At 40.5% G+C, this 16812-nt stretch carries 16 protein-coding genes; 6 read left to right on the forward strand and 10 right to left on the reverse strand.

The window, feature by feature from the left end:
• Positions 1-228: 228 nt before the first annotated feature.
• Positions 229-1596, reverse strand: a complete 1368-nt coding sequence (locus LKD20_RS06910) for an NCS2 family permease (protein ID WP_227721275.1) — start codon at positions 1594-1596, stop codon at positions 229-231.
• A gap of 145 nt (positions 1597-1741) precedes the next feature.
• Here LKD20_RS06910 and LKD20_RS06915 point away from each other — a divergent pair, with 145 nt between their 5' ends.
• The 3 genes from LKD20_RS06915 to aroD all read left to right on the forward strand — a co-directional run bounded on the left by LKD20_RS06915 (position 1742) and on the right by aroD (position 4588).
• Positions 1742-2161: an RrF2 family transcriptional regulator gene (locus LKD20_RS06915; RefSeq protein ID WP_024066769.1), complete on the forward strand. Its 420-nt coding sequence runs from the start codon at positions 1742-1744 to the stop codon at positions 2159-2161.
• Between the two features lie 93 nt (positions 2162-2254).
• Positions 2255-3487 (forward strand): MFS transporter, encoded by a 1233-nt coding sequence (locus tag LKD20_RS06920; RefSeq protein ID WP_227721276.1) that lies wholly within the window; start codon positions 2255-2257, stop codon positions 3485-3487.
• Positions 3488-3793: 306 nt separating this feature from the next.
• Positions 3794-4588 carry a type I 3-dehydroquinate dehydratase gene (aroD, locus tag LKD20_RS06925; RefSeq protein ID WP_005385241.1) on the forward strand — a complete coding sequence of 265 codons (795 nt, stop codon included), beginning with the start codon at positions 3794-3796 and terminating at the stop codon, positions 4586-4588.
• Between the two features lie 23 nt (positions 4589-4611).
• Here aroD and LKD20_RS06930 read toward each other — a convergent pair whose 3' ends face one another.
• The 8 genes from LKD20_RS06930 to aroF all read right to left on the reverse strand — a co-directional run bounded on the left by LKD20_RS06930 (position 4612) and on the right by aroF (position 12895).
• Positions 4612-4914, reverse strand: coding sequence for a type II toxin-antitoxin system RelE/ParE family toxin (locus LKD20_RS06930; protein ID WP_227721277.1), 303 nt, complete (start codon positions 4912-4914; stop codon positions 4612-4614).
• A 14-nt stretch (positions 4915-4928) separates the two neighbouring features.
• Positions 4929-5537 carry a type II toxin-antitoxin system RelB/DinJ family antitoxin gene (locus tag LKD20_RS06935; RefSeq protein ID WP_227721278.1) on the reverse strand — a complete coding sequence of 203 codons (609 nt, stop codon included), beginning with the start codon at positions 5535-5537 and terminating at the stop codon, positions 4929-4931.
• Positions 5538-5823: 286 nt separating this feature from the next.
• On the reverse strand, positions 5824-7059 hold the full coding sequence (locus tag LKD20_RS06940) for a shikimate kinase (RefSeq protein WP_227721279.1): 1236 nt from the start codon (positions 7057-7059) through the stop codon (positions 5824-5826).
• Positions 7060-7182: 123 nt separating this feature from the next.
• Positions 7183-8322 carry a bifunctional chorismate mutase/prephenate dehydratase gene (locus LKD20_RS06945; protein WP_005385244.1) on the reverse strand — a complete coding sequence of 380 codons (1140 nt, stop codon included), beginning with the start codon at positions 8320-8322 and terminating at the stop codon, positions 7183-7185.
• The gene (aroC, locus tag LKD20_RS06950; protein ID WP_227721280.1) at positions 8309-9403 is read right to left on the reverse strand and encodes a chorismate synthase; all 1095 of its coding nucleotides are present in this window, start codon (positions 9401-9403) and stop codon (positions 8309-8311) included. The genes LKD20_RS06945 and aroC overlap by 14 nt, the downstream gene beginning before the upstream one ends.
• A gap of 72 nt (positions 9404-9475) precedes the next feature.
• A complete protein-coding gene (gene aroA, locus LKD20_RS06955) occupies positions 9476-10744 on the reverse strand; it encodes a 3-phosphoshikimate 1-carboxyvinyltransferase (protein ID WP_227721281.1) in 1269 nt (422 codons plus the stop codon).
• A 10-nt stretch (positions 10745-10754) separates the two neighbouring features.
• Positions 10755-11807 (reverse strand): 3-dehydroquinate synthase, encoded by a 1053-nt coding sequence (aroB, locus tag LKD20_RS06960; protein ID WP_227721282.1) that lies wholly within the window; start codon positions 11805-11807, stop codon positions 10755-10757.
• A 74-nt stretch (positions 11808-11881) separates the two neighbouring features.
• The gene (gene aroF, locus LKD20_RS06965; RefSeq protein ID WP_227721283.1) at positions 11882-12895 is read right to left on the reverse strand and encodes a 3-deoxy-7-phosphoheptulonate synthase; all 1014 of its coding nucleotides are present in this window, start codon (positions 12893-12895) and stop codon (positions 11882-11884) included.
• 730 nt (positions 12896-13625) lie between these two features.
• On the opposite strand from aroF, the gene LKD20_RS06970 reads away from it, so the two are divergent.
• The 3 genes from LKD20_RS06970 (at position 13626) to LKD20_RS06980 (ending at position 15680) form a co-directional block, all read left to right on the forward strand.
• A complete protein-coding gene (locus tag LKD20_RS06970; protein ID WP_227721284.1) occupies positions 13626-14042 on the forward strand; it encodes a GNAT family N-acetyltransferase in 417 nt (138 codons plus the stop codon).
• Positions 14043-14124: 82 nt separating this feature from the next.
• Positions 14125-14583, forward strand: a complete 459-nt coding sequence (locus LKD20_RS06975) for a DIP1984 family protein (protein ID WP_005385252.1) — start codon at positions 14125-14127, stop codon at positions 14581-14583.
• 458 nt (positions 14584-15041) lie between these two features.
• The gene (locus LKD20_RS06980; RefSeq protein WP_024065613.1) at positions 15042-15680 is read left to right on the forward strand and encodes a hypothetical protein; all 639 of its coding nucleotides are present in this window, start codon (positions 15042-15044) and stop codon (positions 15678-15680) included.
• Positions 15681-15764: 84 nt separating this feature from the next.
• Here LKD20_RS06980 and LKD20_RS06985 read toward each other — a convergent pair whose 3' ends face one another.
• On the reverse strand, positions 15765-16793 hold the full coding sequence (locus LKD20_RS06985; protein ID WP_005375612.1) for a ribonucleotide-diphosphate reductase subunit beta: 1029 nt from the start codon (positions 16791-16793) through the stop codon (positions 15765-15767).
• Positions 16794-16812: the final 19 nt, after the last annotated feature.

Here is a 16812-nt window from a genome sequence, read left to right on the forward strand (position 1 = left end):
ACTGCAGCATAAAAAAATTCCGAGCAACCAGTTTAGGTTACTCGGAAATAAAAGTCTAACTTTTTGGGGTCACTACATTAATATCTTTGGAGATAGGTTCTTTTAGTATATGTAATTTACATATACTATGCTTTTGGCATTTTACATGTATTTTGTTCTTAGCCTATTAGTGATTATAGCAAGCGAAGTTTAGCTTTCATTAATAGCTAAATTATAAGCATACGTTAATTAGAAGAATACATAACGGATGATAACGAGTACCGCCAATACGTACATAATCCAGTTAACCTCTTTTGCACGACCAGAAATGATCTTGAGTAGAGGGTATGCAACGAGACCTGCAGAGATACCGTTAGCAATGCTGTATGTGAAAGGCATCAAAACGATAACTAGGAATGCCGGGAAGCCTTCTGTCCAATCATCGAAGTCGATGTTTCTGATAGCACCTAACATGAGGGCGCCAACGATGATAAGAACAGGAGATGTTGCTGCATTTGGCACCAAGGATACGATTGGAGCTAAGAACAAGCAGATTAAGAATAATACGCCTGTTGTGACAGCCGTTAAGCCTGTACGGCCACCAGCACCTACACCTGCCGCACTTTCAACAAAGGCAGTAATCGTAGAAGTACCGAGCAATGCACCAGCACTAACGCCGATTGCATCGACAGTCATAGCTTTACCAAGGCCTGGGAATTTACCAGATTTAGGATCTGCAATTTTCGCCTCTGTTGCAGTACCAATCAAGGTACCCATGGAGTCGAACAATTCTACGAAGGTGAAGGAGAAGATAATCGTGATTAAGCCCATGTGGAGCGCACCAGGAATATCTAATTGAAGGAATGCTGCTTTAGAGAAATCAGGCACTGCCAATACAGTGAAGTTCTCAGGCATTGTAGAAAGGCCAGTAGCGTAGGAAAGAATTGTTGTTGCTGCCACACCAATCAAGAGGGAACCTTGAATTTTACGAGCCATCAATAGAGCTGTAAAGATGAGGGAGAATAGAGCCAACAATGTTTCGCCACTGTGCAAATTACCAAGCGTTAAGAGCGCTTCGGACGCAGGAGGTACTAAATTACCGTGCGTTTGCACAACTTGACCTAAGGAGTTGGGAGACAAACTAATAGAGATAGCCATCAAGCCGGATAATTTCAAGCCGATGATAGCGATGAAGAGGCCGATACCAACAGTAATAGCAACCTTCATAGAGGCTGGGATACCTTCAACGATCATTTGGCGTATTGACGTAAGTGTTAATACGAGGAATACGAGACCGGAAATGAACACCGCGCCTAATGCTGTTTGCCAGGATACGCCCATACCGAGAACTACGGTAAAGGAGTAAAAGGCTAAGAGGCCAACTCCTGGAGCGAGGGCAATCGGATAGTTTACGAATAAACCCATAGCAATCGTTACAAGGCCACCACCTAAGGCTGTAGCGATGAGGACTGCATCTTTATCCATCCCTCCGAGACTAAGAATGTTAGGCGCCAAGAATAGGATGTACGCCATCGTGATAAACGTAGTAATACCAGCTAAAATTTCGGTTTTAACAGTTGTACCGCGTTCACTGAGTTGAAATAGTTTATCTAACATTAGATAACATCCTCCTATATGAAATTAAAAAAATACCCAAATAAAATATTTCGATATATGTATAGTGTATCATATTTCCCACCATTTTTTGTATGAATTTGTGATATACTATAAATATATTATGAAATGACTTAGAGGTTAACTTATGAAAATATCTACAAAAGGGCGCTATGCCTTACGGATATTGGCGGATATTGCAGAGCACGGGGTAGAAAAAAATGTACCAATTCGTGAGATTGCAGAACGCCAAGGATTTTCCGATAAATACTTAGAGGGGATTGTATCTCGCTTATCCTCCGCTGGCCTCGTTAAAAGTGGACGTGGTAAATACGGTGGATATCGCTTGGTAAAATTGCCGGCTGAATACAATGTATATGAAATTTTATATGCTGCAGAGGACTCCATTGCTCTCGTATCTTGTTTAGAAGACGATGTAGAGCCATGTCCGATGTTTAACGATTGCTTGACTGCTCCATTGTGGCAGTACTTGCAAGATGAATTCCGTCATGTTATGGAACGCGTATCCTTACAGGATGTAATGGATCACAAGTTTCCAACGGAATAAATGAGAGAGTCGCGTATCATATGCGGCTCTTATTTATATAGAATGTAAAAGTATCTTGCTATATATACTTTTATATATGAAAGGAGGGACCGAATGAGTACCACTACATATGACGCTCGCGGTGGTATGCGCAATGTATGGATCATTACGGCGGCTATGACAGTGCTAGCCATATGTTACACTATGATCATTCCGTTTTTGCCTATCTATCTTTTAGAATTAGGCGTTCCAAAGGCTGACGTAGCTCTTTGGTCGGGTCTCGTTTTCGGTATTACCTTTCTCATTGCAGGCATTATGGCTCCTATATGGGGCAAGATTGCCGATAATAAAGGTAAAAAACGGATGGCCTTGCGTGCTGGCTTTGCCATCGCTATCTGTTATGTATTAATTGGCTTAGTTACAGACCAATATCAATTACTCATGGGGCGTGCGCTCGTTGGTTTTGCTAATGGATTCTATCCAGCGGCAATGACTATGGTGTCCCTTAGTGTTGATGAAAAACAGGTTGGTAGAGCATTAGGTATATTTCAAACCGGTCTTATCTTAGGCAATGTCATTGGCCCGTTTTTAGGTGGCGCCGTTGAAAGTGTTGTAGGGATGCGACCTGTATTTTATGTATCTGGTATTGCTGTATTTATTGCGACTTTGGCCGTATTATTTTTTGTGAAAGAACCAAAATTACATACTGTAGGCACTGATGGAGCAGCGCAACCTACTCAACCTACTAAATCTACATCCTTACGTGAAGACTTTAAAGCGGTTCAACAACAGCCAGTATTAGTACGATTGCTTTGGATTTTCTTCTTTATGCAATGTGCTATCATGATGTTGCAACCTATCTTGGCCCTCTATGTCGGGGATATGCAAGGTACCATGGAAGGGGCGGCTATGATCTCTGGTACAATCCTTAGTATCGGCGGCTTAGCAGGATCCTTGACGACAAATCTATGGGTTCGCCTTGGTGAACGCCGTGGCTACTTTAAGACCATATCCTACTGTATGATGGGGAGTGGTATCGTCCTCTTACTTCAAAGCTTGCCAGTGGGCATTTGGTGGTTTGGTATTTTACAAGTCTTAATAGGCTCTTGTATTGTAGGCATTAATCCATCCTTGAGTGCAGCTGTAACACTCAATACAGATCCAAGCTTTAGAGGTCGCATGTTTGGTATGACAACAACAGCTCAACAATTTGGTTCTATGGTAGGCCCTGTATTTGCTAGTATTGTATCTACTTATGTTGGTATATCCTATGTATTTAGTATTACCGGCTTGCTATTACTATATATGGGCTTCCAATCTCGAAAACTATCCATGCAACATGATTAACATTAAAAAGATACCTTACTTAACTATTACAGTAGTTGAGCAAGGTATCTTTTTTAGTATAACTAGTATTGTAAGGTTCATATAATATAATTATATTTTATTAGTCTTAAGGTTTTGGGCATAACAAAAATTGATGCTAATCGTTAATCTAAGAATACTGTTTTAGTGCATAATAACAGGCTTTCATACATTTTTAGTGAATAGCAATCCAATATAGGCTGATTGATTGCTTTTACAAAAATATTGGTATATAGTTAGTTTAAGGTAAGTCATTTGTCTCACCTTGTGGGACGGAAAGGAGTTATTATGGTCCGTATCGGTCATGCTGTACTCGGCGAAAAGGGGACAAAGATATGTGTGCCTATTGTAGGCACAACAATGAAAGAAATTTTAGATGCCACTGCGGTTGCATGTAATACACCGTGTCATGTAGTGGAGCTACGCATTGACTATTACGAGCGGGCCCACTCCATTGACGCTATTATTGAATTGTTAATGCTTATTAAGCCTCAATTAAAAGGTCGTGCCTTATTATTTACATGGCGCACGAAAGGGGAAGGTGGAGAAAAGTCTATTTCTTCACAAGACTACTTCACAATGTTAGAGCGCATCATTCCTACTGGATTGGTAGATGCTATCGATATTGAACTCTTCTTTGATCAAGATAGAATGCTTAAAACGATTGAATTTGCCAAGGTACATGGTATTACAATTATCATGAGTAACCATGATTTTAATGGCACTCCAAGTCATGAGGTTATTGTAAATCGCCTCATTCAAATGAAAGAATTCTTAGCCGACGTGCCAAAGATGGCTGTTATGCCCCATACAACAGGCGATGTTCTTACACTCCTCGAAGCGACGGCTGAAGTGAAAGCTTTATATCCATCCGATCCAATCATTACAATGGCTATGGGTCCACTAGGTGCAGTTACACGCGCTGCAGGCGCTCTATTCGGTAATGCTATGACCTTTGCCTCTGCTGGCAAAGCATCTGCACCAGGCCAAATTGATGTGCATGAACTAAAACGAATTCTAGATACCATCGACGTAGATGGCGTATTCGATGAACAACAACATAAACGCGTAAAAGTACATTAAAAAGTCGGCGAAAGCCGACTTTTTTATTTGTCTTGTAGTTCTTGTAATATATTCATACGAGATGGTCGAATATAGAAAATATAGATGTAATTACCTATTACTTTATATAGAATAAGATACTTTTTGTATGATAATTTTCTGTATTTTTCCTTGCTATCTACAATAGGATAGCGCTCAGGAAAAATGAATAATGAACAGATTTTTTGGTAAATTTGCGATAATTCTTTTTGGATAATCGCAGTGTCTATAAAGCGTTGCTTTAATGAAAGTTTGAGATTTACTATGTCAGATTTAGCAGTAGGGGTCAAAATTATTGTATATCTCATTTTTACCTCCATACTTATAAATCTTTAAGGAGTTCATTAAAGACTTTTTCAGCAGGTTCGCCAATTCCCTTTTTTGCTTGATTAAGTCCTATCTCTATTCTTGTGTTTAAATCTTCTTTACTCCATAGATCATCATTTATAGCATCAACCCATTCTGGGCGATGGATAGTGGAAGGAATATCGTTAATGAATTGTATTTGTTTAGATACAAGTGTAACAGTTTGTGATATAGTTAATCCCATTTCTTTTAAGATTGCTGTTGTTAGTGTCTTAACTTTAGGGTTTATACGGATATTGAGTATGCCTGTTTTATCAATTTTATCAAAGGATATTTCTACCTTGTTTTCTGTTGATGTTCCGTACGTATTTATAGTATCTGAGGCCTTTAATGTAGTTCGGGGTTGTTCGTAGGTGCCGTCATTGTTGAGTGTACTTGGCGTTGGTGTTTTTTCTGTAGGAGTTGTTGGTAAAGCAATAGCAAAAGGAATGCGACGTTCCTTAATGATTTGACGAAATAGTGCGTCTAGCATGGATGTATAGGATAAACCCTGTGCTTTTAATATGCTAGATACTTCTTGTTTCAGTTCTTCGTTGATGCGGACTTGTAGGTTTACGGTTTTCATAGTATCTCTCCTAGTATTCTTTCGGCTTATGCCTGTAATTCGTTGATCATATTGTTGATTTTATATTAAATGTTCGTTAAGTTAATTAATTCTATATGTAATTACATTGTAATTGCAAACATAGTTTTCTACAAATACATATAATACATAGAGCATATAAAAAAGCAGTAGTTATCTTAGAGATAACTACTGCTTTTAGTACTATATCTATGAAGTTAAGATATGAGTTTTAGTTTTATCTAGAAAGACAGATGTAAAGTATTCTACAAATGCGATGTATGAGCTCTTACAATAAATTTGCTTCGAAGTCTTCTAGGATAGCCGCTACTGTTTCTGGTGCATTGCGGTTATGTTCTATTATGCATTGAGCGAAGCTTTCATACATTGGTGTACGAATTTCTTCGAGCTCGCGTAAACGTTCGATGCCGCCACTAGAGAGTACACGGCCAGTGGTAGATAGATTTTCTATAGGTTGTGTTAATTGGTAGATACGACCGTTTTGGCGTAGGTGTGCGAAGTTTTTAGGCACTGTTACACAGCCACCGCCAGTGGAGATCACAAGGCCTGTTTGAGTGCCGAGTTTTGCAATCATTTCAGCTTCTTTTTCGCGGAACGCTGGTTCCCCTTGTTCTGTAATATAGGTGGAAATGTCACCGATTTCTTTTTCTAACTCTTGATCCACATCAATGCAAGTACGGCCCATTTCTTCGCCAAGGGCTTTGCCTACTGTTGTTTTACCTACACCAGGCATGCCGATGAGGATGATATTCTCCTTTTCACGTCGCATATCGCGTAAGATCTGCTCAATTTCCTTTGTACCAAAGTGTTCACCTTGGAAATGGTTAGCCGCCTCAACGCCTTGAGCTACAAGGAATGGCAAGCCATCACAATGAGGAATTTCCATCATTTCTGCTTGTAATAGTAAAATCGTGCGGCGTGGATTGTAGATGAGGTCTACAATACCTTCCAATTTAGAAAACTGCGTAATATCGATGAGATTGGCTGGATTATGAGGGTACATGCCGATAGGGGTGCAGTTAATAATAATCTGCGCTGTTTCATAATAGTTTGGCGCATCACCATAGAATGGAGCCGTTTTGCGAGATAAATGGACGATATTTTTAGCGCCTAAATCTTCGAGGGCTACGTGAACGGTAGCAGAGGACGCACCATCACCAAGAATGATACATTCCTTGCCAGCTACATCGATGCCTGCATGTTGTAGGGTAAACACAAAACCATCATAGTCTGTATTATAGCCGTGCCATTTGCCATCCTTGCGAACCATTGTATTTACACAACCGATACGTTCAGCACGAGGATCCACCACATCACAAGCTTCAAGGGCATTTACCTTGTAAGGAATTGTAATGTTGATGCCTTGTAATTCTGGATCAGCGAAGAACTCTTGCAATTGGCTTGGTTCGCGCTCAAATAATTCGTAATTTGTATTCCCTAACGCACTGTGAATACGAGGGGAGAAGCTATGGCCCAACGTACGGCCAAGTAAACCAAATTTCATAGGACCTCCTAGGTCAATATACATAGAATGGCTAATAGGCTGGTACCTATTAGCCATTGAAATTTTATAACTACATTCATTGTACTATATATGCCCTTATAGGCACTAGTACGGATGAATATATTAGTTTTCTGGATAATTACCGAGCAAGCGGAACTTATCTTGTGATGTATGAAGCTCTGCTAGCACAGACAACACCTTTGGATCCGCTAAGGATGCCTCTAAGTCGAGGTAGAACAAGAACTCAAAGTTATGGCCTACGATAGGGCGAGACTCGAGTTTTGTAAGGTTGACACCGATGTTAGCAAACTTGGTAAGCAATGTACCAAGACCACCTGGAGCGTGACTTGCTGTTGTTACTACAGAGATTTTGTTAGCCCCTGGATACACATGGAAGTCCTTGCTAATGCAGATAAAGCGCGTATAGTTGTTATCGCTGTTTTGGATGTTGCGCATCAATGGAGACAAGTTGTACAAGTCTGCACATTGAGGTGCTGCGATAGCGGCTACACCTGGATCGTCACTGGCTGCTACTAACTGTGCAGCACGCGCTGTATTATCAAAGGAGCGCAATTCTACACCTTCTAGTTTTTCTAGGAAGTGACTACATTGGCCCAATGCTTGTGGGTGAGAGATGATAGTATGAATATCCTCTAGTTTTGTGCCTTTTTTCACGAGTAGATCGTGAGAAATCCATAGGCGTGTACCGCGTACGATATAGCATTTACGATCCTCTAGAAGGTCATATACTTCTTTTACAGAACCATTGGAGCTATTTTCGATAGGTAATACACCGAATTGACATTCACCAGACTCAACGGCATCGAATACGGCACGGAAGCCTGTTACGTAGTGAATTTGGCTAAGTGGTAATAATTTATCACATGCCACTTGTGCATTGCTGCCGAATACGCCAGCACAAGCTACGCTGCCTCGTTGAGGAGGTAAGGTAGGGGATTGCTCAATGGCTTTTTTCATTTTTACAGTGAACTCATTATCTTGGAATAACTGTTCAGATTGGTACGTACGGCTCAAGCTGAATAATGCTTCGAAGAAACGACGCGCATATAGATCGAGGTCAGGGCCTGCATCTCGCGTTACTTTGTCGAGAATATCTCGTTCCCGTTTAGCATCGTAAATGGCCTTATTCATTTCTTTCTTTGCCGCTGCAACATCTTTGGAGAGTTCCATGCGCTCTTTGAATAATTCGAGCATCTGATCGTTTATGTCGTTAATTTTAACGCGTACTTCATCTAAGTTCATGGTCAATATCTCCTAAGAAATCAAGAATAACGAGGGCTGTTACAGCTTCGATAACAGGTACTGCACGAAGCGCTACACATGGGTCATGACGACCTTGAATGGTGAGCAATGTGTCCTCTTTTTGTGAAAGTGATACAGAATGTTGTTCTTTATAAATAGATGGTGTTGGCTTGATACCGACTTGCATAACGAGCGGCAAACCATTGGTAATACCGCCTTGGATACCACCGCTATTGTTAGTCGTTGTTGTAATCTTGTCGTCGTTCATGGTGAAAGCATCATTCACTTCGGAACCAAGCTTAGCACACATGTCAAAACCACCGCCGAAGGATACGCCCTTAATGGCAGGTACACCAAAGATAACGCGAGCTAGTCGGTTTTCAATGCCGTCAAAGTTTGGATTGCCAAGGCCAATAGGTAGCCCTGTAGCAACGACCTCAACGATACCACCGGTAGAGTCACCATCTTTTTTGAGCTTCATGACCAAGTTTTCTACTTCAGTACGTTTTTCTGGATCAACCATAGCAATCGGCTCTGCAGCGATGTTAGCTAATGCTTTCATAGCTGGATGAACCATATCGATAGGAGCATCTTGGATTATTCCCACTTGTTTTAAATGGCCGTGGATTTCGATACCTTTTTCGCGTAATAGTTGAAGGGCGATGCCACCAGCTACGCAAAGTGGTGCTGTGAGGCGAGCTGAGAAATGGCCACCTCCGCGCATATCTACCTTGTCGCCGTAGCGCATGCGAGCTGTGAAGTCCGCATGAGATGGGCGAGGGATATCGCGCAAGTTATTGTAATCGCTAGAATGCTGGGATGTGTTGCGGATCATAAATGCCAATGGAGAACCGCTGAGCATACCATCTACGATACCTGCTAAAAACTCAGGTACATCGGCTTCCTTACGTTGCGTTGTTAATTGATTTTGCCCTGGCGCACGGCGCTTTAAAAAGGCTTTTAATTCATCGATATCGATGGTATGTCCACAAGGTAGACCCTCTACAATACCGCCAATGGCGTACCCATGAGAGGCGCCAAAGGTAGATACCTCTATGGTTTTACCGAAATTAGATGCCATTATATTAACTCCTACTATATAGTACGTACTATTTCTATTATCTATTAGATTTCACCAGATACGATTAGAAATCTAAACTGGTTGTGCATTACCGCCCAGTAAGTTCCAGTCCTCGAAGAAGTCTGGATAGGATTTTGTGATAGCTTCGCTATCTTTTAAGGTAACAGGATTTTCACTGATGAGAGCCATTAATGTGCCAGCCATAACGAGGCGATGGTCATTTACGCAATCACCTTGGCCACCTTTAAGTATACCACTTCCGATGATATATAGGTCATCACCATCTTCACGAACCGTGCCGCCTAAGTCTCTTACGAGATTAGCAACGGCTACAAGACGATCCGATTCCTTTAGACGTAGGCGAGCACCCTTAACAAAGGCGCTTTCACCAGAAATAGAGCAAGCGAGGGCCGCCATAACAGGCAACATATCAGGCATTTGCTCAAGATCTGCATGAATCGGTTTAGAAGCACGACCTGTGACCGTCACATTCATACCATCCCAGATAACATCACAACCAGCATCAATCATAACTTGCATGATGCGGCGGTCCGCTTGTACAGAGTTTTTGTTCATACCTGTAATCGTAATTGGTCTGCCCGTCATACCGGCTGCCACCATCCAGATCGCTGCATTAGACCAGTCGCCTTCGATTTGATAATTATCACGACCGATGAAGGATGCACCAAATGGGACTGTGAAAGCCTCGTTAATATCAGTATCTGGTAAGGTATGCTCTACTTCTACACCAAAATTGCGCATAGTTTCAGTTGTCAATGTTACATAATCGCTAGATTGTAGTGGCGTAGTAGAGGTAATAGTAGATAAGCCGATTTGAGGAGCAGCCAACAATAATCCAGAGAAGAATTGGCTACTCACATCACCAACCATACTAAATTGACCGCCTTGAAGATGACCTGTCATAGTAAATGGTGGTTTGTCTTGGGAAAAAGTCACGCCGTGCGCTTTCATTTCACTTAGCATAGGTTCTAGTGGGCGATCTGGTAAACGACCTTTAGCATCTACATCTACATCGTTACAGATGGATGCTGCTACAGGTAATAAAAGGCGTAATGTAGTGCCTGATTCGTGCGGTACTACATTGCCCTTTGCTGGAGCTGGGCCAGGAGTAACGGTAACAATTTTATTTTCATATACTACGTGGGCCCCTAAGCCTCGCAAAGAGTCCATCGTTGCATCGATATCCTTAGAGGTACGACTCAGTAATATAGTAGATGGAGAGGTAGCAAGGGCTGCACAAATCAATGCGCGGTGTGCATGGGCCTTTGCTGGGATAGACGCAATCGTCCCTGTAGGGATGGCGTTCGTTACGGAATGCATATAAATCTCCTTAATCTAAATAGGTGGCAAGTTCTTCATGTGTTACCACCTTAAGTTCACTATGTCCATAGCTAGTAGGAACTACAATTTTTATAGTTGCCCCTTCGCTTTTTTTATCGTGTTTAGCAGCTGCTAAGATCTCTTTTTTCGTTATGGTCGTAGTAGTTGGCAAATCGTGTGCTTCTATGAGGGCCTTTAATTTGTCTAATGCCTCTTTATCTAACTCTCCATGTTTGACAGCACCTTGAGCCATGAGAACCATACCGATGGCTACAGCATAGCCATGGTGTACTTCAAAGTGGCTGGCCTTTTCGATGCCATGACCAAAGGTATGACCTAGGTTTAAGAGGGCACGAACACCGGATTCGCGTTCATCTTGTTCCACGATATCCGCCTTTGCTTGAACGCAGCGAGCGATAACGGCACTCACGCTATCGCGATGTTTAATTAATGGTTTATGTTCGAGTTGAGTTAATAAACCTGGTACATTGAGGAAACCGTATTTGATAATTTCCCCGCAACCATTTTTCCATTCCATGTCGGGCAATGTATTGAGCGTAGTTGGATCACAGAGGACGAGGATAGGTTGTTTGAAAGCACCCCACAAGTTTTTACCCGCTTCGAGATTAACCGCTGTTTTACCGCCTACAGAGGAGTCTACGGCAGCTAATAGAGACGTTGGAACCTGTACATAATCTATACCACGCAAGTATGTAGCTGCTGCAAAGCCTGCCATATCGCCTACAACACCACCGCCAAGAGCAATGAGGAGGTCTTTACGGGTTAACGATTGAGCCGCCATATACTCTACTAAATCGATGAGTTGATGAGCATTTTTGGAGCTTTCACCAGCAGGGAACACATAATCACAAACAGTATAACCCGCATGTTCCATATTAGCTTTCACAGAGTCCAAATAGTGTGGTGCCACGTTGCTGTCGCTGACGATGATAACACGGCAATTTGGTTTTAACGGTTTAATATAATCGGTGATGCGTTGTAAAGCGCCTTCCTCGATGACAACGTCATACGGTGTGGACGCGTTAATGTGGATGCGAGTCATAACGGTTCCTTTCATAAAAGAATAAGCTAGTATCTATTATAACGGATACTAGCTTATTTGTGTGCTGTTTAAAATTATTTAGTGCATTCTACCAATGCTTGGCGCAATGCGATAACTTCTTTCATAAGGCTAGTGAATTGGTCTGGACGTAATGCTTGAGGGCCGTCGCACAATGCTTTGGATGGATCGTTGTGAACTTCGATCATAAGGCCGTCTGCACCGCCGCCTACGGATGCAAGGGAAAGTGGACGAACCATGCGGCTCATACCTGCAGCGTGGCTAGGGTCCATGATGATTGGTAAGTGAGATAATTCGTGCATCATAGGAATTGCTGTTACGTCTAATGTATTACGAGTTTTAGTTTCGAATGTGCGGATACCGCGTTCGCATAATACAACTTGTTCATTGCCTTCGGACATGATGTATTCAGCAGCCATCAACCATTCTTCGTATGTAGCAGACAAACCACGTTTTAAGAGAACTGGTTTATTTAATTTACCTACTTCTTTTAAAAGTGTGAAGTTTTGCATGTTACGAGCGCCGATTTGAAGCATATCTACATTATCGAAGTATTGTAATTGGGAAATGTCCATTACTTCGGAAACGATAGGAAGACCAGTTTCTTTTTTAGCTAGCTCTAACAATTCTAAACCTTCTGGACCCATACCTTGGAAGGAGTATGGAGAAGTACGAGGTTTGAACGCGCCGCCGCGAAGGATTGTGGCACCAGCTTCTTTACAAGCTTTTGCTGTTTCTAATACTTGTTCAGGTGTTTCAACGGAGCAAGGACCAGCCATTACTGCGAAGTGACCACCACCGATAAGTGCGCCACCTACGTTGATTATAGAATCATCTGGATGGAATTTACGGTTTGCTTTTTTGTATGGTTCTTGAATACGAGTTACTTTATCTACGAAATCTAGGGATTCGATTTGACGAGCATCGAGGGATGCAGTGTCGCCGATAAGACCTAAGATGTTGTAGCGAGCGCCTTCTACTGGATGGATAATGAAGCCTTTTTCTTCTAATTCACTGCGTAAACGAGATACCTCTGCTGTTGCTGCGTTTTGTTTTAATGTAATAATCATGATAATTCCTCCTTGTAAACTACAGTGAATAGTAGGGCTCACCATACGGGATAGCAAACAAAAAAGGGCTACCCGTAGTTTAATACGGGTAGCCCTTTTACTATTCTAAGCAACTAATAATGACTCAATCTTAATTAGCGTACCACAAATAGTTCCTTACCCGTACGTTGGATAAAGAACCAATAAAAGTATTGTTTTGTAGCTAGGCTAATTTGGTTAGTCATCTTTGGTTGCTCCTTTCTAAAAATTATGGGTATAGTATAAACCCAAATGATAAAATTATGCAACACCTAAAAATAAATTTCATGGAAGTTTTAAAAATACTAGGATTGATAAATTGGTTGAAATGCAGATGTAATAAGGCCTTTTGTATAAAAATGATTTTTGCTATTCATGACTAAATTGTAGTATAATGAGTTTATAAAGAGAGCCAATCAACGTGTCGGTAGCGTTAGGCTCATCTAAAATTTGGGTAAAAATGATGCGCCTAACGTGTTAGAGGTCTAGCCACCTCATTACGTTAGGCGTTTTCATTACCTTACTTAACTAAGGCAATGATAGTAACTACGGATAACAAAATTATGATAACTACATATGTAATTTCATGTTTTGTCATAGTATCACCACCTTTCGGTGATGAACCTAACTCACGTCAATTGACTCTCTTAGGTACAGTATAACAAAAATAATTTTACACAAATAGCGATATATGAGTAGCTGTGGAGGCTATATGGTTATTCAAATCTTAGATCACATTACTGATGAAATAAAACAAATACGTATTGATGTATTTATGAAGGAACAAGGCTTTACAGAAGAATTCGATGAAATCGATGAGACTGCAAAATTTGTTCTCTTGTCCATAGATGGTAAAGCAGCTGGTACTTGCCGATATTTTCCAAGTGACGTAGTCGGAGATGCACATATTGGTCGCATGGCAGTACGCAAGCTGTATCGTGGGCAACATTTAGGAACAAAAATTATGATGGCAGCAGAAAATGCTATTCGTAGGGATGGATATAAAACATGTTCCTTGTCTGCACAGGTACAGGCTAAGCCATTCTATGAATCCCTTGGCTATAAAGCGGAAGGGGAGGAATACCTTGATGAAGGGTGTCCTCATATTTTAATGAGAAAGCTTTTATAAGTCCTTGTATAATAAGAATAAGTAGATAGGTAGCATTAAATAAGTTGAATGTGCATATTATTTTGTTACGAGGTGAGAGTATATGAAACTAGCAGAGGCATTACAAGAACGAGCTGACTTAAATAAAAAAATTAGTGATTTGCGAGGGCGTTTAAATCAAAATAGTTTAGTACAAGAAGGGGAAACACCTAATGAAAACCCTATAGTGTTGATGCAAGAACTAGAAAAGGCAATTGCTAGACTTCAACAACTCATTAAAGATATTAATCTTACTAACTGTGCAACTATTGTTGAAGGGCGCTCTTTAACACAAATTATAGCAGAAAAAGAAGGTGCAATTATGCGTCTATCTGCATATCGTGCCTTAGCAGATAGTGCGAGTGCGATTAATTATCGTGCTCGTGGCTCGGAAATCAAAATGATAGCAACTATAAATGTTAGTGAATTACAAAAAACAGCAGATAGAATATCTAAGGAGATTCGTACATTAGATAATTTACTACAGTCAACCAATTGGACAGTTGATTTAATAGAGTATTAAGTATAAGTTGGTAATCAAGATAGGGTGGATACAAAGCCACGATTGCTTAATTCGTAAAAAGATGACATTTACATGTACGGGGCATTTAAGATATGTATCGTGTAGGCCCTTATTGTGTATAAATGTATAGTTATTTTTTATAATGTATTACCATGTGTCAACTGTTTTGATGAGGGTGGCTTGGGGATATAAAAAGGAAGCATTTCACTAAAGAATGTGAAATGCTTCCTTTTTTATATTATTAAAATGTTATAAGAAAGCTAATTATCCTTATTCTAAATTATCAAAATCAGATGCTGCTGCTCTTGATTATAGTTACATATGTACAACAATATATTTAATTTATAAATAAGGATATAAATTTTACTGTTTACTTAGAGAATTATGATATAATATAGGTGTATAAATAATAATCGTTATTTGATTGCATAGAATTTCTTAAGTAAGGAGATTTCATTATGACAGCAGAACAAAAAGCAGCTACGGCAGCAACAAGTTCTACCGCAGCTAAACCAACACCTGATCAAGGTACAGACTGGATAATTTGCCGTGTATGCGGATATATTGAGGAAGCTAAGTACAGGGATCAACCTTGTCCAGCATGTGGTTTCCCTCCAACAGTTTGGATGGATTACAAACCACGTCGCATTAATCCAACACGCGAAAAATTGCTAGATTTTCATTTTCATCCAATTGCGGTACATTTCCCAATCGTAGCAACAGTAGCTTCTTTCTTAGTACCTGTTATTGCTTTGTTGATTCCATCTATTTCCAATGTATTATTCTCTGCAATTTCATTAGCAGCCATGATTTTACCACTTCTCGTTATCATTGGTGGTATTTCTGGTTATTTTGGTAGTAAATTACGTTACAAAACAGGAACATCTAAAATCCCTAAAGCAAAGATTTACTTAACCATTATCTACTTTATTCTTTCCTGTGCACAAGCCTACATCGCTATCGCTGACGGTGTGAATGCTGATAACGCATGGATTATGATTGTTTTAGGTCTCGTGGCTTCTTTCTTTGCTGCCAAACTTGGTAAAATGGGTTCCTACCTATTTGCAGGTCGATTCGGCCCATATACAGCTGGCTAACAGTTATTAATTGAATAACCTTTATAAAGAAAAAAAGTGATTCTCACGATGGGAGAATCACTTTTTCTTTTATCTTTTTTGTTACTATTCTAAATCATCAAAATCGAATGCCGCTGCTTTTGTATAGTTTGTAACTTTTGCTTCGAAGAAGTCTGTTTTTGTACTATTCAAGTTAGAGAAGCTTTCGATCCATTCCATTGGATTATCCTTGATTTCAGGATATAGATGAGGCAAGCCGATTGCTTCTAAGCGGATATTGGCAAGGTATTTGATATAGCGTTCGATAAGAACATTGTTAAGGCCGAGGATTTTATCATCAGTGATGTATTGACCCCATGCGATTTCATTTTCTGCACCTTGACGAATCATGTCAGTGATTTTCGCTTCTAGTTCAGGAGTGAACAAGTCAGGGCGTTCACGACGTAACTCGCGGATGATGTTTTGGAACAATACAAGGTGAGTTACTTCGTCGCGGTTAATGTATTTGAAGATTGTAGATGTAGCTGTCATTTTACCTTGGCGTGCCAATGTGTAGAAGAAGCTAAAGCCAGAGTAGAAGTAAATACCTTCTAAGATATAGTTTGCAATGATTGTGTGAATAAGGTTTGCTTCGCTAGGATCATCGCTAAATCGTTGATATGCATCGGCGATGAAACGGTTACGTTCAAGCAATGTTTTATCTGTACGCCATTCGTCATAAATTTTGTCACGTGTAATAGGGTTCGTTACAGTATCCAAAATGTAGGAATAACTTTGAGCGTGAATTTCTTCTTGGAATGCTTGGATATTCAATAAGGATGCCACTTCAGAGGCTGTAATATAACGGCTCAAGTTAGGCAAGTTTTCAGATTGAATGGAATCAAGGAAGTTCAAGAACGCAATGATTTTGTCGAATGCACGGCGTTCGTAATCTGTTAAGTATGGGAATTGCTTAACGTCTTCATTCAAGGAAATCTCTTCAGGAATCCAGAAGTTGTTGAGCATTGTACGGTACATTTGGTTAGCCCAGTCGTACTTGATACGGTTCCATTCGCGAAGGTTTGTGGTATTGCCACCAATCATAGATTGCGTGCCACGTTCACCATGTTCGTTAAAGATCAGTTTTTTATCCATAGTAGGACTCCTTTATACA

Source organism: Veillonella fallax (assembly GCF_020687175.1).
Classification (GTDB): Bacteria; Bacillota; Negativicutes; order Veillonellales; family Veillonellaceae; genus Veillonella; species Veillonella fallax.